Below are 22,587 nucleotides of genomic sequence, written 5' to 3' on the forward strand. Positions count from 1 at the left end.
GTGTGGGCACCGTCACCCCAGTTGACCCGGCTCAATTGGTCTAGCTTACGCTGGCTTGCCCCAACTGTCTCGCAGACTCACGATGCGATTGAATACTGGCTTGCCCGGTTTCGAATCGAGGCGGTCGGCGACGAAGTAGCCATGCCGTTCGAACTGATACCGCTGTTCGGGCAGCGCGTCACGCGCACCCGGCTCCAGGTAGGCGTTGACCACCCGCTTCGAATCCGGATTAAGCGCTTCGAGGTAATCGCGGCCGCCTGCGTCCGGCTGCGGTTCCTTGAACAGACGATCGTAGATGCGCACTTCGGCCGGGCAGGCGCCCACGGCGCTGACCCAGTGAATGTTGCCTTTGACCTTGTAGGTGTTCGCGCCTTCAGTGCCGGACTTGCTGTCGGGGAAGTAGTTGCAGTGGACCGCGGTCACGTTGCCGTTCTCATCCTTGTCCGCGCCCGTGCATTCGATCACATAGCCGTAACGCAGACGCACCTTGTTACCGGGGAACAGACGGAAGTAACCCTTGGGCGGCGTTTCGTTGTAGTCGTCACGCTCGATCCACAGTTCGCGCGAGATCGGGAACACGCGCGTGCCGTGTTCCGGATGATGCGGGTGCACCGGCGCATTGCACTCTTCGGTGAGATCTTCGGGGTAGTTGTCGATGATCAGCTTGACCGGGTCGAGCACGGCGGCCGTGCGCGGTGCCTTGTCGTCGAGGTCGTCGCGTAGTGCGCCTTCGAACACGCTCATGTCGATCCACGAATCGACCTTCGTCACGCCGATGCGTTCGCAGAACAACTGGATCGCCTCCGGCGTGAAGCCGCGGCGGCGTACGCCGACTATGGTGGGCATGCGCGGATCGTCCCAGCCGTCCACGTGACCTTCGGTGACGAGTTGCAGCAGCTTGCGCTTGCTGGTGATCGCATACGTCAGGTTCAGGCGCGAGAATTCGATCTGTTGCGGCAGCGGGCGGTTGAAGATGCCGGCTTCGGCGAGCTCGTTCAGAATCCAGTCGTACAGCGGCCGGTGGTCTTCGAACTCCAGCGTGCACAGCGAATGCGTGATGTTTTCCAACGCGTCAGAGATGCAATGCGTGTAGTCGTACATCGGATACACGCACCACTTGTCGCCGGTGCGGTAGTGGTGGGCAAAGCGGATCCGGTAGATGACCGGGTCGCGCATGTTGAAGTTCGGCGACGCCATGTCGATCTTCGCGCGCAGCACGTGTTCGCCTTCCTTGAACTCGCCGGCCTTCATGCGGCGGAACAGATCGAGGTTCTCCTCCACCGAACGTTCGCGGAACGGCGAGGGCGTGCCCACTTCGGTGGCCGAGCCGCGGCTCAGGCGCATTTCTTCGGCCGACTGACTATCCACATAGGCCTTGCCGCGCTGGATCAGCAGTTCGGCAAACTCGTAGAGTTTGTCGTAGTAGTCGCTTGCGTAGTAGAGGTGTTCGTTGCCGTCTTTCTTCCACTCGAAACCGAGCCATTTCACGGCGTCGATGATCGATTCGACGTACTCGACACTTTCCTTTTCCGGATTGGTGTCGTCAAAACGCAGATGGCAAATGCCGCCGTAGCTGCGCGCTACGCCGAAGTTCAGGCAGATGCTTTTAGCGTGGCCGATGTGCAGATAGCCATTCGGTTCCGGCGGGAAACGCGTTTCCACGCGCTGGCCCCACTTGCCGGAGCGGTTGTCTTCGTCAATGGTGTTGCGAATGAAATTGGATGCCGCCGGCGCGTCGTTGCGTTCAGTATTCATGCGAAGAGGAGAAAGTCGGTCGAGGGCGCGCAATGCGCTCACTTATCTGTCAATTCTACCTGACAGCTTCCCTTCCGACAGACCGCATGCGGCTGAGTGCGGCTTCCAGCCAACGTTTCAGGGCTTTTTGCGCGCGGTTGCACGGTGTAACAGGAGGTAAATCGCTTTGTTTTCGCGTGAACGGCGACCTTAGGATGCGACCGTCGCGGCGCCGGACTGGCCGCCTTGCAGGATATGAAACTTGTCTGAAAGGAATTCATGATGAACAAGGCCTTTTACGTCGGGCTGAAACGGCTCGCGGGCGCAGCGGTGCTGGGCGCAGGCTGCGTGGCGGCACTGGTGACGGCCACGCCGGCGCTGGCGAAAAGTGCGGAACCGAAGCCGGTTCTGGACGGCTCGGCTGCAGCGGTTCCCGATCAGTACAGCGCCAGCACTGCGCAGCAGATTTTTGCGCAGGGTGGAAATGCCGTGGACGCTGCGGTTGCGATTGCGTTCACTTTGGCCGTGACCGATCCCGACGCTGGCGGTCTTGGCGGCGGTGGATTCATGACGCTGTACGTAGGTGGCAAACCGTATTTCCTCGATTATCTTGAACGGGCGCCGCAGCGGGCGACGCGCGATATGTACCTCGACGACAAGGGCCATCCGGTTGCAGGCATGAGCACGGTGGGCTTTCGCGCGGTGGCCGTGCCGGGCACGGTTGATGGCTTGTGGGAGGCGCAGCGGCGCTTCGGCAAGCTGAAGTGGAAACAGGTGCTGGCACCGGCGATCCGCTATGCAACGGACGGCTTCAAGGTCGACTCGCGGCTCGCGAAGAGTCGCGCCGACGCCGCGCCGGCGTTTGCCGGCAAGACCGATTTCGACGCCTATTTCGCCAACCTGAAGGCGGGCGTCAATTTTCAGCAGCCCGAACTGGCCCAGACGCTTTCGCGGATTGCCAGTGACGGCGGGCGCGAATTCTATGAAGGTCAGACGGCCGATCTGGTGGTGAAGCAGATGCTTGGCCATGGCCTCCTCGGCAAACAGGATCTGCAGCAGTACAAGGCGGTCTGGCGCGAACCGCTCCGTGCCGACTGGAACGGGTATCAGATTGTCACCGCGCCGCCGCCCAGCTCGGGCGGTGTCGGGCTGATCCAGATGCTCAAGATGAAGGCCGATCTGAAGCAGAACTTCGACGGCCTTGCGCTGAATTCGGCGCCGTATATCCACCTGATCGCACAGATCGAGGACCGGGTGTTTGCCGACCGCGAGCAATACATGGACGATCCCGATGCGACGCCAGTACCGGTCGACAAGCTGCTTGACGATGCTTATCTTGCGCACCGTGCTGGCGAAGTGAGCGCCGATGAGGTGCCGGGCGCGGCGCCCGTGAAACCGGGTCTTGCTGGCGGGACGTTAGAAAAGCCGCAGACGACGCACTTCTCGGTGGTGGACAAATGGGGCAACGCGGTCTCGAACACCTATACGCTGAATGGCTCGTTCGGTTCCGGCGTGGTGGTGGATGGCGGCGGTTTCCTGCTCAACGATCAGATGGACGACTTCATCACCAGGCCCGTTGGCGTGTCGGCGAGCGCCGCGTCGCCAGCTACCGCTAGTGCGCCGTCGGCGGCGAGCGCGAGCATCCCGGCATCCGCTAGCGAGCCCACGGCCGGAAGCGATCCGACGGCCGGAAGCGGGACCGAGACGGCGGACACGGAGCGGCCTGCTACGGTTGCCGACGGTCCGAACACGATCGCGGCCGGCCGTCGGCCCCTGTCGTCGATGACGCCCACCATCCTTTTGAAGGATGGCAAGGTGGCGCTCGTGATCGGCACACCGGGCGGCTCGCGGATCTTCACGACGATTTTCCAGGTGATGACGGATATTTACGACTTCGGCATGTCGCCGGCCGATGCGCAGGCCGCGATGCGCTTCCATCATCAATTGCTGCCGCAAAAGACCATCTACTGGGAGCCGTATCATCCCATTACTGGCGAACTGGCTGACCAGCTAAAGGCCAAGGGCTATACGCTCAGCGGGCAGTCGTTCAACGGCGATGTGCAGTTGATTCGCGTCGAAGGCACGACCCCACAACCGGCGGCGGACCCGCGCGGTGCGGGCGTAGGCGGGGTATTCCAATAGGGCTCGCGGCGGGGGCCGGGCCGTGCGCCCCGCGCGCCGCCCGGCTCTCAGATCACCGCTTGCGCGCGCAACGCTGCAATCCGGTCCTCGTCATAGCCCAGCACCTCGCGCAGGACGGTCTCGGTATGCTCACCGAGCGTGGGCGGGTGTGTCAGCGCCTGCGGTGGCGTGCCGCTCATGTTGATCGGATTGCGCACCAGTTTCACGTTGCCGCCGGACGGATGCGGCAGATCGACCCGCATGCCGCGCGCCACCACCTGCTCGTTCTCGAACACCTCGGCCAGATCGTTGATCGGACCGCATGGAACGCCGGCCGCCTCGAGCGCCGCAATCCATTGCTGCTTGCCGAGCGTGCGGACCATCTCCGCGAGGATCGGCACCAGCGTATCGCGATTGCGCACGCGCGCAGGGTTGGTGGCGAAGCGCTCGTCGTCGGCCAACTCTGCGCGGCCACCGGCTTCGACGAATTTGCGAAATTGCCCGTCGTTGCCGACCGCGACGATGATCCAGCCGTCGCTCGTCTGGAAGGTCTGGTAGGGCACGATGTTCGGATGCGCGTTGCCCCAGCGTGCCGGCGGCTGACCGCTCGCGAGGAAATTCGAGTTCATGTTCGCCAGCATCGCAACCTGTACGTCGAGCAGCGCCATGTCGATGTACTGGCCTTCGCCCGTGCGGTCGCGATGCGTGAGTGCGGTCAGCACGGCAACGGTCGAATACATGCCGGTCATCAGATCGGCGATCGCCACGCCGGCCTTTTGCGGACCGCCGCCCGGCAAGCCGTCGCGCTCGCCGGTGATGCTCATGAAACCGCCGATACCCTGCACGATGAAGTCATAGCCTGCCCGTTGCGCGTACGGACCGGTTTGACCGAAGCCGGTCACGGAGCAGTAGATGAGGTCCGGCTTGATTTCCTTCAGCGACGCGTAGTCGAGGCCGTATTTCTGCAACTGGCCGACCTTGTAGTTTTCCATCACCACGTCGCTCTGCGCGGCCAGTTCGCGAATGATGCGCTGCCCTTCGGGGGTGGCGATATCCACGGTTACCGAGCGCTTGTTGCGATTCGCAGCGAGGTAGTAGGCGGCCTCGTGAGTATCCGCACCGTCCGGCGTTTTGAGGTATGGGGGCCCCCAGTGGCGGGTGTCGTCGCCGACCTCCGGGCGTTCGATCTTGATGACGTCCGCGCCGAAGTCGGCGAGCGTTTGCGCGCACCACGGGCCGGCGAGCACGCGAGTGAGGTCCAGCACGCGGATATGACTGAGAGCGCCCATATTGTGTCGATGTCTCCAGTGTCGGCCGGGGTTGGCGCTTCAGCGCTTGCTCCGGTCCCATGCAAAATTGTTGCGGTTGGCCAGACTGCGAAGCCGATGCGCCCGCAGTGGCGCGCTTTGGTGTCGATGCAATGGCATTGCAGCGTCGATGTCCGGAATCTTAAGCGATTCCCGCGTTCAGGCCCATTCGGCCGAATGGCATAGGTCGAACGACACGCCCCGAAACATAGCGCCCGCTGCCAAAACCTGGCCGAACGGCTAATCCTGCGCTCTGGCGGCGCTGCGCCGCCTCGCGAGGCCGCCGATCCCGTATAATCAGTCGTTTAAGCAACAATCGGTTGGCGCATTCCAGGTGTCTGTCCCGGATGTCGCCAGATCCAGTCAGGACCGTCCCCAGTACGCTATGAAAGCCGCCGAAATCCGCGAGAAATTCCTCAAGTTCTTCGAATCGAAGGGCCATACGATCGTTCGCTCGTCGAGCCTTGTGCCCGGCAACGACCCCACGCTGCTCTTCACCAATTCGGGGATGGTGCAGTTCAAGGACGTGTTCCTCGGCGCGGAATCGCGTCCGTACTCGCGCGCTACAACGGCGCAGCGCAGCGTGCGCGCGGGCGGCAAGCACAACGACCTCGAAAACGTCGGCTACACGGCCCGCCACCACACGTTCTTCGAGATGCTCGGCAACTTCTCGTTTGGCGACTACTTCAAGCGCGACGCAATCCACTACGCGTGGGAACTGCTGACAGGCGTGTACCAGCTGCCCAAAGACAAGCTCTGGGTCACCGTCTATCAGGAAGACGACGAGGCCTATGACATCTGGGCGAAGGAAGTGGGCGTGCCGACCGAGCGGATCATCCGCATTGGCGACAACAAGGGCGCGCGCTACGCGTCGGACAATTTCTGGCAGATGGCCGATGTTGGTCCCTGCGGCCCGTGCTCGGAAATCTTCTATGACCACGGCCCGGAAGTGTGGGGTGGCCCTCCGGGATCACCCGAGGAAGACGGCGACCGCTACATCGAGATCTGGAATCTCGTGTTCATGCAGTTCAGCCGTGACGCGCAAGGCACGCTGACGCCGCTGCCCAAGCAGTGCGTCGACACCGGCATGGGTCTCGAGCGGATCGCAGCCGTCCTGCAGCACGTGCACAGCAACTACGAGATCGACCTGTTCCAGGCGCTCATCAAGGCAGCGGGCCGCGAAACCGGTGTGGCCGATCTCACGAACAACTCGCTGAAGGTGATCGCCGATCACATCCGCGCGTGTTCGTTCCTGATCGTCGACGGCGTGATTCCGGGCAACGAAGGCCGCGGCTACGTGCTGCGCCGTATCGTGCGCCGCGCGATCCGTCACGGCTACAAGCTGGGCAAGAAGGGTTCGTTCTTCAATCGTCTGGTGCCGGATCTGGTCGCGCAGATGGGCGAGGCTTACCCGGAACTGAAGGACGCAGAACAACGCGTGACCGACGTGCTGCGTCAGGAGGAAGAGCGCTTCTTCGAGACCATCGAGCACGGCATGTCGATTCTCGAAAGCGCACTGGCCGATCTGGACGCAAAGGGTGGCAAGACACTCGACGGCGAACTCGCATTCAAGCTGCACGACACCTACGGCTTCCCGCTCGACCTGACGGCAGACGTGTGCCGCGAACGCGAGGTGACGGTAGATGAAGCCGCGTTCGACGAAGCCATGGCCCGCCAGCGTGACCAGGCTCGCGCGGCCGGCAAGTTTAAGATGGCCCAGGGCCTCGAGTATTCGGGCGCAAAAACCACGTTCCACGGCTACGAAGAAATCGTCTTCGACGACGCGAAGGTGATCGCGCTTTACGTGGATGGCGCATCGGTCAAGGAAGCGACTCAGGGCCAGCAGGCGGTGGTCGTGCTGGACCACACGCCGTTCTACGCGGAATCGGGCGGCCAGGTCGGCGACGCAGGCGTGCTGGCCAACGCGAGCGTGCGATTCGCGGTGGTGGACACGCTGAAGGTGCAAGCCGATGTGGTCGGCCATCACGGCACGCTCGAGCAGGGCACGCTGAAGGTTGGCGACGTCGTGAAGGCGGAAATCGACGCCGTGCGGCGCGCACGCACCGAGCGCAACCACTCGGCCACCCACCTGATGCACAAGGCGCTGCGCGAAGTACTGGGTACGCATGTGCAACAGAAGGGTTCACTCGTCGACGCCGACAAGACCCGCTTCGACTTCGCGCACAACGCGCCGATGACGGACGAACAGATCCGTCAGGTCGAAGCCATCGTCAATGCCGAAGTACTGGCGAATGCGCCGGGCATCGTGCGCGTGATGCCGTTCGACGAAGCCGTCAAGGGCGGCGCCATGGCGCTGTTCGGCGAGAAGTACGGCGACGAAGTGCGTGTGCTCGACCTTGGCTTCTCGCGCGAGCTGTGCGGCGGGACGCACGTGCAACGCACTGGAGATATCGGCTTCTTCAAGATCGTGATGGAAGGTGGCGTTGCGGCTGGTATCCGTCGCGTGGAAGCGATCACCGGCGACAACGCGGTGCGCTACGTGCAGGAACTCGACGCTCGCATCAATTCGGCCGCGGCTGCGCTGAAAGCGCAGCCTGCGGAGCTCACGCAACGGATCGTCCAGGTGCAGGATCAGGTGAAGGCGCTGGAGAAGGAACTCGGCGCGCTCAAGTCGAAGATGGCTTCGAGCCAGGGCGACGAACTGGTTAGCCAGGCAATTGAAGTCGCGGGCGTGCACGTGCTGGCCGCGACGCTCGACGGTGCGGACGTCAAGACGCTGCGCGAAACGGTCGACAAGCTGAAGGACAAGCTGAAGAGCGCGGCTATCGTGCTGGCTTCGGTGGAAGGCGGCAAGGTCAGCCTGATCGCTGGCGTGACAGCGGACGCGAGCAAGAAGGTGAAGGCCGGTGAACTCGTCAACTTCGTGGCCCAGCAGGTGGGCGGTAAAGGCGGTGGCCGTCCCGATATGGCCCAGGCGGGCGGCACCGAGCCGGCGAATCTGCCGGCAGCGTTGGCCGGCGTGAAGGGCTGGGTGGAAGCCCAGTTGTAAGCGCTGATTTAAGCCATCCGGAGCAAGCCAGCGGGAGCGCCCGTGTGTGTGGCTGTAGCTCCGAAACAAAAGAGCCGCGAGCGTAAAAACTCGCGGCTCTTTTGTTTTCCGTGCGGTGACGGAGTGGGCGCGGTGCTGTGGACGTAGTCGTAGCCATGACACCAAGCGTTGCAACCCGACCATCGCTCCAGCGGTCAGGCCGCCGTCGGCAACCCTACCTCGACTTGTCCACCCACTGGCTCCGCCAGATTGCTGCTGGCCAGCAAGGTCTCGCGCAGCGCTTTGAGCGCAGACGAGAAATGGCCGCGTCGCCAGACGAGCAGCGTATCTATGATGCCCAGGTCGTCGAGCGAATGAACCGCGATGTTGTTCATATCGTGCTGCAGGTCGAGCACCGAGCGTGGCGCGACAGCCACGCCCGCGCCCGCCGCTACACACGCGACGATCGCATGATAGGAACCGAGCTCCAGCACCCGCGCCGGGCGGATGCCATGCTCCATGTACCACTTCTCGACATAGCTGCGATACGCGCAGCCGCGCTCGAATGCAATCAGCGTCGACAGCGCGATGTCGCGTCCCTCGCGAATCGGCCGATGGCCGCGCGGCGTCAGCATCACCAGTTCTTCGCGAAACACCGGCACGGATTCGAATAACTCGCCATCCCAGCCGGGGGCGAGCGGGGTGGCGATCAACGCGGCGTCCACTTCGAAAGCCCGCACCCGCTCGATCAAACGACCGCTCGTCCCGGTTTCCAGTTCAAGCCCGACCTCCGGCCAGCGCTGGTGATATTGGGCGAGCAGCTCCGGCAGGCGGCTTGCCGCCGCGCTTTCCATGGTGCCCAGCCGCAGCCGGCCGCTCGGATGATCTTCGCGCAGTGCCTGACGTGCTTCGTCGGCGAGTGCCAGCAGCCGTTCGGCATAGGGCAGCAGGGTTTCACCGGCGGGCGTCAGCACCAGCCTGCGGCCGTCGCGGATGAACAGTTCGGTGCCGAGCTGCTCTTCGAGTTGCTTGATGCGGGTGGTCACGTTCGACTGCACCCGGTTGAGCTTCGCGGCAGCGCGCGTGACGCCGTTCTCGCGCACTACGGCGCGAAAAATGGTCAATGCGGCCAGATCCATGGTTCTCTCCAAGAGATCATTGGTATCTATATTATTCATTTTTTGTGATTGAAGCGTCAAGCTATGATGGGTTCAAGGCGCTGGTGCATCGCATTTGTTGCGCCCGGCCCCGCAATCTGGCCGCGTTTGACCCCTTTCGAAGTCAGCCATATGGACAATCTCGCCTCAACTCGCCCACTCGCCGCGTCGGCCGGACCTCACCCGGCCCGCGAGGCCGCAATCGCCTGCATGGTCGTGTTGGCGGTGGCGCTCGGTATTGGCCGCTTTGCCTTTACGCCGCTCTTGCCGCTGATGCTGCATGGCGGCGGACTCGACATCCGTCACGGCGGCTGGCTTGCGTCGTGCAATTACGCCGGCTACTTTGCCGGTGCGCTCGCCTGCGCGGCGCTGCGCGTCGAACCGGCGCGGATGGTGCGCGTGGGGCTCGCCTTGACCGTGCTGCTGACCCTGGCGATGGGCCTGACTAGCCACTTCTGGGTCTGGGCAATCGTGCGCTTCGCTGCCGGCGCGGTCAGCGCGTGGACCTTTGTGTTCGCGTCGCAATGGGGATTGCGGCGGCTCGCCGAACTGGGCGCACATGGGTGGGGCGGAGTGATCTACACGGGGCCCGGGTTTGGAATCATTGCGACCGGGTTGTTCGTGAGTGCTGCGGGACGCCTCGGGGCCACGGTGGGTTGGCTGGGATTTGGGATCGCGGCAGCGGTGCTGTCCGCGCTGGTCTGGCGGGTGTTTGTTGCTGTGCCCACCGGGCCGGGCGCGGCGGTATCTGCAGCCGGCAATGGCGGAAACGACGCTAGTCACCCAACCCATTCGACTTCGCCCACAGCCTCTGCAACGACCTCCTCGACTAATCCCCCGCATCGTGCCGACGCCTTCTGGCTAGTCGTGCTGTACGGCGTGCCGGGCTTCGGCTACATCATCACGGCGACCTTTCTGCCGGTGATCGCCCATCATGCGCTGCCCGGCTCCGCCTGGCCCGATCTGTTCTGGCCGATGTTCGGCCTCGCGCTGATCGCGGGCGCACTGGGCGCCGCGCGTCTGCCGCACCACTGGGACAATCGGACCCTGCTGGCCGCCTGTTACGTCCTGCAGGCGGCGGGCGTGGCCCTCGGCATTGTCTGGCCGACGGCCGGCGGCTTCGGGCTCGGTAGTATGTTAATCGGGCTGCCGTTCACCGCCATCACCCTGTTTGCGATGCGCGAGGCGCGCCGCCTGCGTGGCGATCACGCGGCCGGCCTGATGGGCTACGCGACTGCGGCCTACGGCGTCGGACAGATCATCGGGCCGCTGGTGGCGGCCCCAATCGCCGTCCATACCGGGTCATTCTCCCTTGCGTTGTGGCTGGCGGCAGGCGCTCTGCTGCTCGGCGCGCTCGGACTGATGTGGGTGGCTTACCGGCCAAACAGGCCAAACAGGCCAAACGGACCAAACAGGTCGCAGCAGGCGTAGCCGACGCATCCGCCACCGCCACCGCCACCGCCACCGCCACCGCCTCGCTAAAGCATCCCGTAATCTGACTGGCGAAAAACAATTTACTGGCTGGCGCACTAAAATGACCGCTTTCCGGTCATCTCTCCAGCGTCCGTCGCCGGGCGCGTCGCCAGCCATGCAACATTTCGCCTCCGATAACTACGCGGGTATCTGTCCCGAAGCGCTCAATGCGCTGATCGCCGCCAACAATAGCGGCCACGAACCCGCGTACGGCGACGACTCCTGGACCCAGCGGGTCTGTGACCGCTTGCGTGACCTGTTCCAGACCGACTGCGAAGCGTTCTTCGTCTTCAACGGCACCGCGGCCAATTCGCTCGCGCTCGCTTCGCTGTGCCAGTCGTATCACTCGGTGATCTGCCATGAACTGGCGCATATCGAAACCGACGAGTGCGGCGGCCCGGAATTCTTCTCGAACGGCTCGAAACTGCTGACCGCGCCGGGAGTTGGCGGCAAGCTGACGCCCGATGCAATCGAAGCCGTCGTGACGCGCCGTGCCGATATCCACTATCCGAAGCCGAAGGTCGTGACGCTCACGCAATCCACCGAAGTGGGCACCGTCTATAGCGTCGAAGAAGTGCGCGCGATTGCCGCGATTGCCAAGCGTCGTCACCTGAAGGTTCATATGGATGGTGCGCGCTTCGCCAACGCAGTGGCCGCGCTCGACGTGCATCCATCCGAGATCACGTGGCGCGCGGGCGTCGACGTGCTGTGCTTCGGCGGCACGAAGAACGGCTTGCCGGTCGGCGAGGTGGTGGTGTTCTTCGACCGCGCGCTCGCTGACGATTTCGCGTATCGCCTCAAGCAAGCCGGACAACTCGCCTCGAAGATGCGCTTCATCTCCGCGCCCTGGCTGGGCCTGCTCGACGGCGATGTGTGGCTGCGTAACGCGCGCCACGCGAACGCGATGGCGAAATTGCTGGAAACCCGCCTCGCCGAGATTCCTGGCGTGAGCATCATGTTCCCGACTGAATCGAACGCGGTGTTCGCGCAGTTGCCCGCGCCGGTCGCGAAGGCGATGCGCTCGCACGGCTGGAAGTTCTACGAATTCATCGGCGCGGGTGGCTGCCGGCTGATGTGCGCGTGGGATACCCAACCCGACACCGTCGAGCGCTTTGCGGCCCAGGTGCGCGAACTCTGCGCCGCGTGAGCGCCCGAAGAATGCCGCGAGAAATCCACATAACCGCTGTGTGGTTGCGCCGCGCGTTGGGCGGCTTGACCATCGGCGATGTGTGCGCTGAATCAGCACAACCCAATACCATTCCGACCTATCCAGAGACGATTTCCCACCATGAGCGACTACCGATTTTGTCCCCGTTGCGCTGCGCCTCTCGTCGAGCGCACTGACGCCGAGCACGAGGGCGGCCGTGAGCGTCAGGTTTGCCCCGACGAAACATGCGGCTATGTGCACTGGAACAATCCGCTGCCCGTGGTGGCCGCTATCGTGGAGTACGAAGGCAAGATCCTGCTCGCGCGCAATGCTGCGTGGCCTGAAGGGATGTTCGCGCTGATCACCGGTTTTCTGGAAAACGGCGAAACGCCGGAGGAGGGCATTGCGCGCGAAGTCCGCGAAGAGACTTCGCTGCAGGCCGAGACGGTCGAACTGGTCGGCGTCTACGAATTCATGCGCAAGAACGAACTGATCATCGCCTATTACGTGCGGGCTTACGGCACGATCGCGTTGTCGCCCGAATTGCTCGAATACCGGCTCGTCGAACCGGCCAGATTGCGGCCGTGGCGCGCGGGCACCGGACAGGCGCTCGGCGAGTGGATGCGCCGTCGCGGTCTGCCGTTCGAGTTCGTCGAGCGGCCCGGACAATAGCAGCAAACGCTCGCTCGCGTTCGCGAGACTTCCTTCTCCAACAATCATCTACGTACTGCTTACGATGAACAAACCCGTTCCCGCCGCGCGTGCGGCTTTCCGTCACTTCTTGCCGATCACGACTCGCTGGATGGACAACGATGTCTACGGCCATGTGAACAATGTCGTCTATTACAGCTATTTCGACACGGTTGTGAATGAGTATCTGATTCGCGCTGGTGTGCTCGATGTCGAGCACGGCGAAACAATTGGCCTGGTGGTCGAAACGCAGTGCAACTACTTCGCGCCGCTGGTGTTTCCGGAGCGTGTCGAAGCCGGCCTGCGGGTGATCCGTCTCGGCTCGACGAGCGTGCGTTACGAGGTGGGTCTGTTCAAGGAAGGTGATGCACAGGCTGCTGCGCAAGGTCACTTTGTGCACGTCTATGTAGATCGTGCGACGCGGCGGCCGGTCGAGCTGCCTGCAGCGCTACGTGCGGCGCTTGAGCCGCTTGTGGTCGTGACGGCCTAGTCTTTTTCGCTTCTGTTGCGCAACGCGACTTGTCTTTACGCCTGTTTTGTCTATCGACGGGCAATCCTCCCTGTTTGAATCCGGATTTCAAAAATCTCTCTGCGCCAGCGCTCATAAGGCTCGGCGCGGAGATGGGTTGGCGATTCAAACGCTTGATCGTTTGGTGAGCGTCCTCCAGAAATCTTGTCGGCAATACGAGGACAAATACAGACAATCAGGTAATAGAGGCAAGCGGGGCGATTGGTGTTTTCAGGCCGCCCCGGCCGTTGCCATAGACAAACCTGTGCAGCGCCCGCGATCACGTGCAGCAGTCGCAGGAGGGAGGGGACATCATGAGAAATGCAGAGGCAAAGGCCGGCGTGCAACCGAACGGACTCATGTCGACGCGCGTCGTCGTGCGCACGCTTAGATGGCTCGCTATGGCGATTGCGGCGGCCGCACGAGGCGTGCGGATCTTGGCGGCCCCGACTCACGCTCGCCGACGGAGGACCCGGTATATCAAGGCCCGACCCACGTACCGGCAACGCGCTCAGCCAGCCTGGTGCGCGCGCGTGGCTCCGGGAGCCGTACTGGTCACCATGGCGTTGGCTGTCTCAGCCTGTGCGGATGCCAGTTCTACAGACGCCTCGGCGACGCACGCTTCAGAGAACACTGCGTCTGCGTCTGCGCAGGCGCCCGGCGGCGCATCTTCCACGCGTCCCGCGCTGGAAATCGCCAAGCAACGCCAGCTCGCCGACGAGCAGCGTATTGCCGACCGCCTGCCAACGGCCAGTGGCATGACCGAACGGCGTGTTCGTCCATTGACGCTACGTGACTCCGGCATCGACGGTTCGATGATGTTCGCTCGCGACGTGGATTTTCGCGTGACCGGCGATATCGGTTTCATGATCCACAGCATGGCGGCCACACTTACGCCGACGCATGCCGGTGCGCCGATTGTGTTCGACGATCCGACCAGCGTGACGATCGACGTCCACCGTGGCGACGTCACACTCGACAGCAACAAGCTCACGGCGATCTTCAACCGCTATCTGTTCCAGTACCAGGGCTCGCCTCTGCGCAATATGCACGTCGTGCCGCAGGACGGCGGCTCATTGCGCATCACGGGCGAAATGCATCGCGACAGCTGGGTGCCGATCGTCCTCAGCGGCACACTCTCTATGCGCAACGCCGACGAGCTCGTGTTCCGTGCAGACCACGTCGAAGTCGCCGGCGTGGGCGCGGACAGGCTGATGCAGGCAGCACATGTGAAGATGGCCGACCTGCTGAAAGTGGATACACCGATTGCGCGTCTGGAAGGGGACGACGTGGTCATGCAGGTGGAAAAACTCACGCCGCCACCAGCACTGCACATGACGATCACGCAGATCGACACGTCGTCGGCGGGCGTGCACTTCACGCTTGACGATCACACGTTGCACGATATTGCATGGCCCGCGACGATGCCGCCACGCGGCATGCTGGTGGAGGGGGGCGACGTCAAGTTCATGCGTTCGATGCCAATGAACATCGACATGGCGCTGACACCGGTCGATGCCAAGGCGCCGTTTGTACTCGACCTGTACCACTACCGCGAGCAGATGGCGGCGGGCTACTTCACTTTCGACGAGGCCGGCGCGCTGGATGTGCATCTGCCCTCATTCGACACACTGGCGGGCGCCTCGCACGACGTCCCACAAGAGACCGGTAGCGCAAGCGCACGCTTTAACGACAGCTTTATCCGCGCCCAACAGGCATCGCTTGCGGCCGCGCGACTGCAATGGCAGAGTGTGCCACCCGATTTGCGCACTGCTGCGCAGGCGCGAGCGATCCCGGTCGGAACCCGTGCCGCGTTTTCCGGCGCGAACGCGCTCACGCCGGGCTCGGCGATCACGGACGAGCGGCACTCATCGGGACCGGCACCACTGATTCATATGGAAAACGTAGATTTCTTCGTCTCGGGACGAATCGGTTTTCACGTGCGTTCTCTCGACGCGCAGATGGTGCCGAAGAAGCCAGGACAGCCAGTTGATCTGGACGACCCGGAGCAGTATGACATTCACATCATAGGTGGCGAGGTGGTGGAGCCGTGGCCTGCCATGGCGGCGCTGTTCAACGATTACCTGCTGGATTACGAACCACGTTCGCTGAACGATCTGCAGTTGACACCGGAGAACGGGGCGCTGCAGGTTACAGGCGGCATCAAGTTATGGAATCACTTCCCGGGCGCATGGTTGCCTACGACGATGAGCGGGACGATTGTCGCGCGGGATGAACGGCATCTGGTGTACGCACCGACGTCCGTCAAGGTGCTAGGAGTGCCGCAGGCGGGGTTGTTGCGGGCGCTGGATATTCCGTTAGCCTCGTTGACACCGTTTGTGCGCAAGGGAGTGGCGTTACAGGGCAACGAACTGGTATTCGATCAGTACACGGTGTTTCCGCCACCGGTGTTGCAGGGTCATCTGGCGAGCGCGACTGTGACGGATGAGGGTTTAGTGTTGAAGTTTCAGCGCGAGAGCGGGGCGGTGGTGGCGAGGCCGCCTGCTGGGGCTGGCGGGAGTTTTGTGTGGATTCAGTCTGGCGACATCAAGATGTTTGATTCGTTGGTCACGAATGGCCGGACCTTGATACGGGATAGTTCGGTGCCTGGCGCTATGCGGTTTGATCTTTATGGGTATCGGCGGGGTGTTGCCAATGGCGTTGTGCGGATGGGTGAGGACGGGGGATTAGTCGTTGATCTGGCACGGAGAAAATAACGTCTTCCTTGGCAAACCCATCCGCCGCGCACGTAGTGCGCGGCGACCCGAAGGTGGTCCCTGTGGGACAAAGAAAGTAAGTGCCGCTCCGCACAGGCAAACCAAACCCTAGTCCTTATTGATAATCCACTCATGCGCCGGATCATTCTTGAAATGCCAGGTCCGCTTCTCCCCAGCCATAACATTCAAGTAGTACGAATCATACCCATAGGGAACAACAACAGGATGATAGCCACGTGGAACCATAACAACATCATGATCCTCAACAGCCATCGACTCGTCGATATCCCTTGAATCGGTATACACGCGCTGAAAAGCAAACCCCTGCTTAGGCTCCAGCCGATGATAATAAGTCTCTTCGAGCGAGCTCTCGAGCGGCACATTATCGGTGTCATGCTTGTGCGGCGGATAACTCGAAGCATGTCCGCCAGGCGTCCTGACCTCCACCACCAGCAAAGACTCCGCGGCCTCAGTCTGCGGCAGGATATCGCATACATACCGCGTATTGAGTCCCTTGCCGCGCGTTGAACGCTTCATCTGCGAAGGCTCGATCAACCGTGCCGGCAACTCTCCCTTGGCAGGCGCGCTAGCCACGCCCACCTCCGCATCGCGTACCGCTCTCACCGTGGCGCGCGCACCCGGCGGCAAGTACACCGCATACGGCGCTGCGTCCTCAAACACGCTGTCGCGCGAGCCAAGAGCGCTCCACTTCTGATCTCCGGTCTCCACATCCACCGAGCCTGCCAACACGACAATACACACCTCGCGGCCCGGTTCGAACACGTGCACGACCTCGTTCGCGTTCATCCGGTACGCCGCAAAACCCACGTAACGCCATGCCGCCGTCTCCGGTGTCACCCGCGCGATTGTCTGGCCCTCGCGCTGTGCCTTTACGAGCAAACTCATGCTGCCTCCTTCGTGGCAGAAGTACCGGCTTCGAGCGGTGCATCCACCAGCGACCGCAATGTCAGGTACCCCTTCTCCGCATACGCATACGACGGTGCAATCACCGGATCCTGTTCGGCTTCGACCACCAGCCAGCCGCGATAACCATGCCGCTTCAGGCGTTCGATGATCGCGGGGAAATCAACCGTGCCGTCTCCCGGGACCGTGAACGCTCCTGCGATCACGGCGTCCAGAAAACTCCAGTTGCGATTGCGCGCCAGTTTCATCACCGCCGGCCGCACGTCCTTGCAATGGACGTGACACACCCGCCCAATATGCTTGTCCAGCACCGTGACCGGGTCGCCGCCGGCAAATGTAATATGTCCCGCGTCAAACAGCAGCCCGACGGCGTCGCTCGTGCGCGACATCAGGTTGTCGACATCGGCAGGCGTCTCTACGTACGCACCCATGTGATGGTGGTAAGCAAGCCGCACGCCGCGGCTTAGCGTATAGCGCGCGAATTCGTCCAGGCGCGCGGCGTAGGCGTCCCACTGCGCGTCGCTAAAGAAGCGCGGTCGCTGATAGAGCGGTTGGGGTGCGCCCTGGATCGAATCGGCCACCTCGCCATACACCATCACTGTGGAACCGTTGCGCGCCAGCAGTTCCAGATGCGCGTCCACAGAAGCGATTTCTTCTTCGACGCTGCGTCGTGCGAGTCGTCCCGAGTACCAGCCGGATACCAATGCCAGGTCGTATTGCGCGAGCAGCGCTTTCAAGGCCTCTGGTTCGCGCGGGAACTTGTTACCAAGCTCGAATCCGTCATAGCCGATCGCGCGTCCTTCGGTTAGCGCAACCTCGAGCGGTGTTTCGCCGCCCAGCGACGGCAGGTCGTCGTTCATCCACGACAGCGGGTTGATGCCGATTCGTACTTCGAACTGAGTCATGCCAGTGTCCTCAATCGTTTTTGGTGTCGCCGGCGGACTTGGCGCGCTCGGCAATCTGGGCTTCATATTGCGCACGCGCTGCGCGCACGCCTTCGCGTTCGGACACTTCCGGCACGGCCACCTCCCACCACCAGCCGCCGTCGTCGGTGGTGCGCGCCGCGTCGGTGTCGATGCTGATCAGGTACGTGCGGTCGGCAGCTCGCGCACGTTGCAGCGCCGCTTCAAGCTCGGCGATGTTCGCGACGTGTTCGGCTTGCGCACCGAGCGCGCGTGCATGTGCGGCGAAATCGACCGGCGGTGCGCCCAGCGGACCCTGTTCGCAATCGTCGAACATATTGTTAAACGGTGCGCCGCCGCAGGCCTGCTGCAGCCGATTGATACACCCGTAGCCGCGATTGTCGAGCACGACGATGATCAGCTTCGCGCCGAGCATGACCGAGGTCGCGATCTCGCTGTTCATCATCAGGTAGCTGCCGTCACCCACCATCACGATGACGTCACGCTCGGGCCGGGCGAGTTTCGCACCGAGGCCGCCGGCAATCTCGTAGCCCATGCACGAATAGCCATATTCGACGTGATACGCGCCGGGACGGCCCGCGCGCCAGAGCTTGTGCAACTCGGCCGGCAACGTGCCTGCTGCACACACGACGATATCGTCTACGGCGGACCTGGCGCTCGAGCGCTGCACGGCGCCGATCACATCCGCGTCATACGGCAACACGGTTTCGTGCTGCGGCGCATGCGTCAGCATACCGACCGCGTCGCGCCAGCCCGCTGCGAGTTTTTGTGCCCGCGCGGTCCATGCACGGTCGGCATGCCAGTTGCCGAGTTCTGCGGAGAGTGCCTCTAGCGCGCGGCGCGCATCTGCCTGCACTACGAATCCACCATGTTTAAGGCCATCGAACGCGTTTGCGTTGATGCCGATCACGTCGGCCTGGGTGAATAGCGTGTTCGAGCCGGTTGTGAAATCCTGCAGACGCGTGCCAATCGCCAGCACGCAGTCGGCGTCGTGTGCGAGTGCATTCGCTGCGGGCGAACCGGTTACGCCGAGCGCCCCCGTGTTGAGCGGATCGTTCCATGCCAGCGAACCTTTGCCGGCCTGCGTTTCTGCAACGGGGATGCCGTGTGCACTGGCGAACGCATGCAATGCATCAGCCGCGTGGCCATACAGCACGCCGCCACCGGCGACGATCATCGGCCGCTCCGCGCGCCGCAGGCGCTCGATTGCAGCGCTGATTTCTTCTGCGATCGGCGCAGGTGTATGGAAGTTGACCACGCGTGGTTCGAAGAAGTTGGCCGGAAAATCCCAGGCGGTGGCCTGCACGTCCTGTGGCAGCGCGAGCGTGACAGGGCCGCACAACGCGGCATCGGTCAACACGCGCAGCGCACGGGGCAGAGCCGTCAGCAACTGCGCCGGATGCACGATCCGGTCGAAGTAGCGCGACACGGGTTTGAACGCGTCGTTGGCCGAGATGCCGCCGTCCTGGAAGTCCTCGACCTGTTGCAAGACCGGATCGGGCTCGCGCGAGATGAACACGTCGCCGGGCAACAGGAGGACCGGCAAACGGTTCACGTGCGCGAGCGCCGCAGCGGTCAGCAGATTCGTCGCGCCGGGTCCGATCGAAGTCGTGACCGCCATCATCCGGCGCCGGAAATGGGCCTTCGCGTAGGCGATCGCGCTGTGGGCCATCGCCTGCTCGTTGTGCGCGCGCAGCGTCGGCAATTCATGACGATGCTGGTACAGCGCTTCGCCTATTCCCGCGACATTGCCGTGGCCGAAGATCGCGAATACGCCGCCGAATAGCGGCTCGGTACCGCTACCGTCCTCGGTCGTCACGCGCTGCGCGGCCAGATAGCGGACCAGTGCCTGCGCGGTGGTAAGACGCACCGTGCCGGAGGCCGGCGCAGGCGCTGCCGTCCCGGACGCCTGCGGATCGTGATGCAAGATGCGCTGGTTCATGCAGCCTGCTCCTGGTGAACGTGATGTGGCTTAGTGCCGTGCGTAGCCGGATTGCCGCGCGTTGCGCGCCACGAAGCGATCAGCGCTTCAAACGTCTGTCGCACACGTGCGATGAGTTCGTCGTCGCGGATCGTCCCTGCGAGCCAGGCGTGGCTAGGCTCGTGGAAGATGGTCCGGCCAACGGTGAAGCCGCGGCAGGTCGCCGATTGCGCGGCAGCACGGAAGCCTTCGTTCAACTGTTCAACCGCCGCCGACAGTCCCAGCAATACTACGCCACGGCAGTACGGATCGCGTTCGGCGATCAGCGCGTCGATTGCCTGCCATTGCGCAGCTTCCATGGGCTCGAGCTTCCACCACTCCGGATAGATGCCGATGTTGTACAAGCGTTTCAATGCGCGATACACGGTGTCGGATCCGCACGGCAAATGCGCGTGCTTCGGCGGAATCACTTCGAGCAGCAGTTCATGGCCGCTCGCCTGGGTGGCATCGTAGAGCGCGCGCAATTGTGCTTCCTGTTCGAGCCGTTGTTCGATCGGCTCGTCGGGATGGTATTGCACGAGGCACTTCACCACATGCTCCTGCGGCCACGCAATCAGCGTGGTGCCGATGGAACGCCCGTGATCGAACACCAGCGGTACCGAACCCGGCAGTTCCACCGGTCGGCCGATCCACCAGCCGCGGCCCGTGGCGTCGTTCAACGCATCCTGGCCATAGCGGTCGTCGATCAGTACACCGATGCGTCCTTGCAGGCCGAGTGCGCTTTCGGTTTGCGCAACCGCCTCGACAAAGAGGCTCTTCAACCTCGCGATGCGTGCTTCGTCCGCGCCGGTCTGCTGGGCCAGATCGAAGAACTGGTTGCGGTGATCGAAGGCGAAACCGAGCACTTCGTCCCATTGCTTGCGGGCAGGGGAAACGCGGTGCAGCCGCGCGAGTTTCGCATCGCGATCCGGGCGGCGCATACGTTGCGGATCGGCCTTGGCCTCGCTCAGGAAGTACTCGAGCTCCGCGGGCGTCGGCATGGCCGGGGCGCACCCATGCCGAGAGACGACGAGCGCACCGCTCGCGTTCGCTGCACGCGCGCAAGCCTCGAGCGGCTGATCGCGTAGCCACCCAGACAAAAAGCCGGAGGCAAATGCATCGCCCGCGCCGAGCACATTCAATACTTCGACTTCGACACCACCGTGAATCGGCGCGTCGTCGAGCGAGGCCGGCACATCGCCGTCGATGATCTGGCAACCCAGCGGACCGCGTTTGACGACCAGAGTGGCCGGCGTCACCGCGCGAACCATCGCGAGCGCTTCGATCAGTTCATGCTTGCCGCCGGCAATGCGAAACTCTTCTTCGGTGCCGATCACCAGATCCATCAATGGCAGGATGCGCTGGATGTGCGCAGTGACGTCCTCACTGGCAACAAAGCGGGTTTCACCGTCGGCCTTGCCCGTGAGTCCCCACAGCACGGGGCGGTAGTCGATATCGAGCACCGTGCGCACGCCGTTGCGGCGGGCGTAATCGAGCGCCCTGCGGCTGGTGCGGTTCACCTGTTCGGTGGAAAAGTGGGTGCCAGTAATCAGCAGTGCTTTGGACGAGGCGATGTACGCCTCGTCGAAGTCCGCTTCGTCCACTGCCATATCGGCGCAGTTTTCGCGGTAGAAAATCAGCGGGAAGGTATCGCGATCCTTGAGACCGAGCAGCACGAGCGCAGTCAGGCGCTCATGATCGACGCGCACGTGGCTGACGTCGCAACCTTCCTTGGTGAGCGTTTCGGTGAGGAAGCGTCCCGGATGGTCGTTGCCGACACGCGCGAGCATCGATGACGCGAGCCCAAGCCGGGCGCAGCCGAAAGCGATATTGGCCGACGAGCCGCCGAGATACTTCGCGAAGCTCGTGACGTCTTCGAGCCGCGCGCCGACCTGTTGCGCGTAGAGATCCATCCCGAGGCGGCCGAGACAGATGATGTCGCGGCTGCGGCCCTGCGCAAAGCGGCTGGTGGTGCTGGCAACGGACGGCGTGGTTGTGCTGGTAAGAGCCATGGAATTTCCTGTATGTCCTGGTGCTTGACTGACGACGCGGGCCACACGACGTTGGCACGAAACGAGCGCCGCGTCGAAGGCGTGGCGCAATCAGATCGTCGCGCCTTCGAGTTCACCGATCATCTTCTGCATTTCGGCGCCGCCGGCCATCATGTCGAGTACTTCGTCCTTGCTGATGGTGTCCTTGGTGAAGGTCCCAAGCGACTTGCCGCGATTGAGCAGCGTGAACGAATCGCCGATCGGATAGGCGTGGTGTACGTTGTGCGTGATGAAGATGACCGAGATGCCTTTGGCCCGCGCGGTGTGGATCAGCTTCAGCACATTGAAGCTCTGCTTCACGCCGAGTGCTGCCGTCGGTTCGTCGAGAATCAGCACCCGCGCGCCGAAGTGAATGGCCCGTGCGATAGCGAGACACTGCTTCTCGCCGCCCGACATCGTGCCGATCGGTTGATGTGGGTCGCGCACGTTGATGCCCATTTCGGCGAGCTTGTCACGCGAGGCTGTCGCACAATGGTCGAGATCCATCACGTTGATAAAGCCGAACAGTTTTTTCTGCGGCTCGCGTCCCATGAAGAAGTTGCGCGCCACGGAAAGCAACGGCACCAGCGCGAGATCCTGATAGACGGTCGCAATGCCGAGATCGAGCGCGTCTTTGGGCGAGGTGAAACGCACCGGCTTGCCGTCGACAAGGTAGGTGCCTTCGCTCGGCTGATGCACGCCGGCCAGCGTCTTGATCAGGGTGGATTTGCCTGCGCCGTTGTCGCCGAGCAGGCAATGCACTTCGCCTCGTTTGAGCCGGATCGTGATGTCCTTCAATGCAATCACGTTACCGAAATAACGGCTGACGTTTTCGAGCGAGAGAATGTAGTCGCCCGTGGCCGGCTGCACGGCGGCTGCTGTCGTATTCTGGGTGGTATCCATCGTG

Annotated in this window: 15 protein-coding genes; 7 read left to right on the plus strand and 8 right to left on the minus strand. The window is 62.9% G+C overall.

Annotation, left to right across the window (positions count from 1 at the left end):
• Nucleotides 1-45: 45 nt before the first annotated feature.
• Nucleotides 46-1,755: a glutamine--tRNA ligase/YqeY domain fusion protein gene (locus tag P3T20_RS25535; RefSeq protein WP_429288227.1), complete on the minus strand. Its 1,710-nt coding sequence runs from the start codon at nucleotides 1,753-1,755 to the stop codon at nucleotides 46-48.
• A 258-nt stretch (nucleotides 1,756-2,013) separates the two neighbouring features.
• On the opposite strand from P3T20_RS25535, the gene ggt reads away from it, so the two are divergent.
• Nucleotides 2,014-3,876: a gamma-glutamyltransferase gene (gene ggt, locus P3T20_RS25540; protein ID WP_429288228.1), complete on the plus strand. Its 1,863-nt coding sequence runs from the start codon at nucleotides 2,014-2,016 to the stop codon at nucleotides 3,874-3,876.
• Between the two features lie 47 nt (nucleotides 3,877-3,923).
• On the opposite strand, the gene P3T20_RS25545 is transcribed toward ggt, so the two are convergent.
• A complete protein-coding gene (locus P3T20_RS25545; protein WP_429288229.1) occupies nucleotides 3,924-5,144 on the minus strand; it encodes a CaiB/BaiF CoA transferase family protein in 1,221 nt (406 codons plus the stop codon).
• 403 nt (nucleotides 5,145-5,547) lie between these two features.
• Here P3T20_RS25545 and alaS point away from each other — a divergent pair, with 403 nt between their 5' ends.
• Complete coding sequence (gene alaS, locus P3T20_RS25550) at nucleotides 5,548-8,172, plus strand: alanine--tRNA ligase (protein ID WP_429288230.1); 2,625 nt, start codon at nucleotides 5,548-5,550, stop codon at nucleotides 8,170-8,172.
• Between the two features lie 194 nt (nucleotides 8,173-8,366).
• Here the strand turns inward: alaS and P3T20_RS25555 are convergent, their stop codons facing one another.
• Entirely contained in the window at nucleotides 8,367-9,290 is a 924-nt protein-coding gene (locus tag P3T20_RS25555) for a LysR family transcriptional regulator (RefSeq protein WP_429288231.1), read from the minus strand.
• Nucleotides 9,291-9,440: 150 nt separating this feature from the next.
• On the opposite strand from P3T20_RS25555, the gene P3T20_RS25560 reads away from it, so the two are divergent.
• The 5 genes from P3T20_RS25560 (at nucleotide 9,441) to P3T20_RS25580 (ending at nucleotide 15,843) form a co-directional block, all read left to right on the plus strand.
• Nucleotides 9,441-10,739 carry a YbfB/YjiJ family MFS transporter gene (locus tag P3T20_RS25560; protein WP_429288232.1) on the plus strand — a complete coding sequence of 433 codons (1,299 nt, stop codon included), beginning with the start codon at nucleotides 9,441-9,443 and terminating at the stop codon, nucleotides 10,737-10,739.
• Nucleotides 10,740-10,896: 157 nt separating this feature from the next.
• Nucleotides 10,897-11,928 (plus strand): threonine aldolase family protein, encoded by a 1,032-nt coding sequence (locus P3T20_RS25565; protein WP_074265980.1) that lies wholly within the window; start codon nucleotides 10,897-10,899, stop codon nucleotides 11,926-11,928.
• 141 nt (nucleotides 11,929-12,069) lie between these two features.
• Nucleotides 12,070-12,600, plus strand: coding sequence for an NUDIX domain-containing protein (locus P3T20_RS25570; RefSeq protein WP_074263921.1), 531 nt, complete (start codon nucleotides 12,070-12,072; stop codon nucleotides 12,598-12,600).
• A 64-nt stretch (nucleotides 12,601-12,664) separates the two neighbouring features.
• Entirely contained in the window at nucleotides 12,665-13,108 is a 444-nt protein-coding gene (locus P3T20_RS25575; RefSeq protein ID WP_074263922.1) for an acyl-CoA thioesterase, read from the plus strand.
• Nucleotides 13,109-13,686: 578 nt separating this feature from the next.
• Entirely contained in the window at nucleotides 13,687-15,843 is a 2,157-nt protein-coding gene (locus tag P3T20_RS25580; protein ID WP_143787583.1) for a hypothetical protein, read from the plus strand.
• A gap of 108 nt (nucleotides 15,844-15,951) precedes the next feature.
• Here the strand turns inward: P3T20_RS25580 and iolB are convergent, their stop codons facing one another.
• From iolB to P3T20_RS25605, 5 genes are all read right to left on the minus strand, one after another.
• On the minus strand, nucleotides 15,952-16,749 hold the full coding sequence (iolB, locus tag P3T20_RS25585; RefSeq protein ID WP_074263923.1) for a 5-deoxy-glucuronate isomerase: 798 nt from the start codon (nucleotides 16,747-16,749) through the stop codon (nucleotides 15,952-15,954).
• On the minus strand, nucleotides 16,746-17,672 hold the full coding sequence (iolE, locus tag P3T20_RS25590) for a myo-inosose-2 dehydratase (RefSeq protein ID WP_074263924.1): 927 nt from the start codon (nucleotides 17,670-17,672) through the stop codon (nucleotides 16,746-16,748). The genes iolB and iolE overlap by 4 nt, the downstream gene beginning before the upstream one ends.
• A 10-nt stretch (nucleotides 17,673-17,682) precedes the next feature.
• Nucleotides 17,683-19,632 carry a 3D-(3,5/4)-trihydroxycyclohexane-1,2-dione acylhydrolase (decyclizing) gene (gene iolD / locus P3T20_RS25595; RefSeq protein ID WP_074263925.1) on the minus strand — a complete coding sequence of 650 codons (1,950 nt, stop codon included), beginning with the start codon at nucleotides 19,630-19,632 and terminating at the stop codon, nucleotides 17,683-17,685.
• On the minus strand, nucleotides 19,629-21,662 hold the full coding sequence (locus P3T20_RS25600) for a bifunctional 5-dehydro-2-deoxygluconokinase/5-dehydro-2-deoxyphosphogluconate aldolase (RefSeq protein WP_074263926.1): 2,034 nt from the start codon (nucleotides 21,660-21,662) through the stop codon (nucleotides 19,629-19,631). The genes iolD and P3T20_RS25600 overlap by 4 nt, the downstream gene beginning before the upstream one ends.
• A gap of 90 nt (nucleotides 21,663-21,752) precedes the next feature.
• Nucleotides 21,753-22,583, minus strand: a complete 831-nt coding sequence (locus tag P3T20_RS25605; RefSeq protein ID WP_074263927.1) for an ATP-binding cassette domain-containing protein — start codon at nucleotides 22,581-22,583, stop codon at nucleotides 21,753-21,755.
• Between the last annotated feature and the right edge of the window lie 4 nt (nucleotides 22,584-22,587).

Source organism: Paraburkholderia sp. GAS206C (genome assembly GCF_050435645.1).
GTDB classification, from domain to species: Bacteria; Pseudomonadota; Gammaproteobacteria; order Burkholderiales; family Burkholderiaceae; genus Paraburkholderia; species Paraburkholderia phenazinium_B.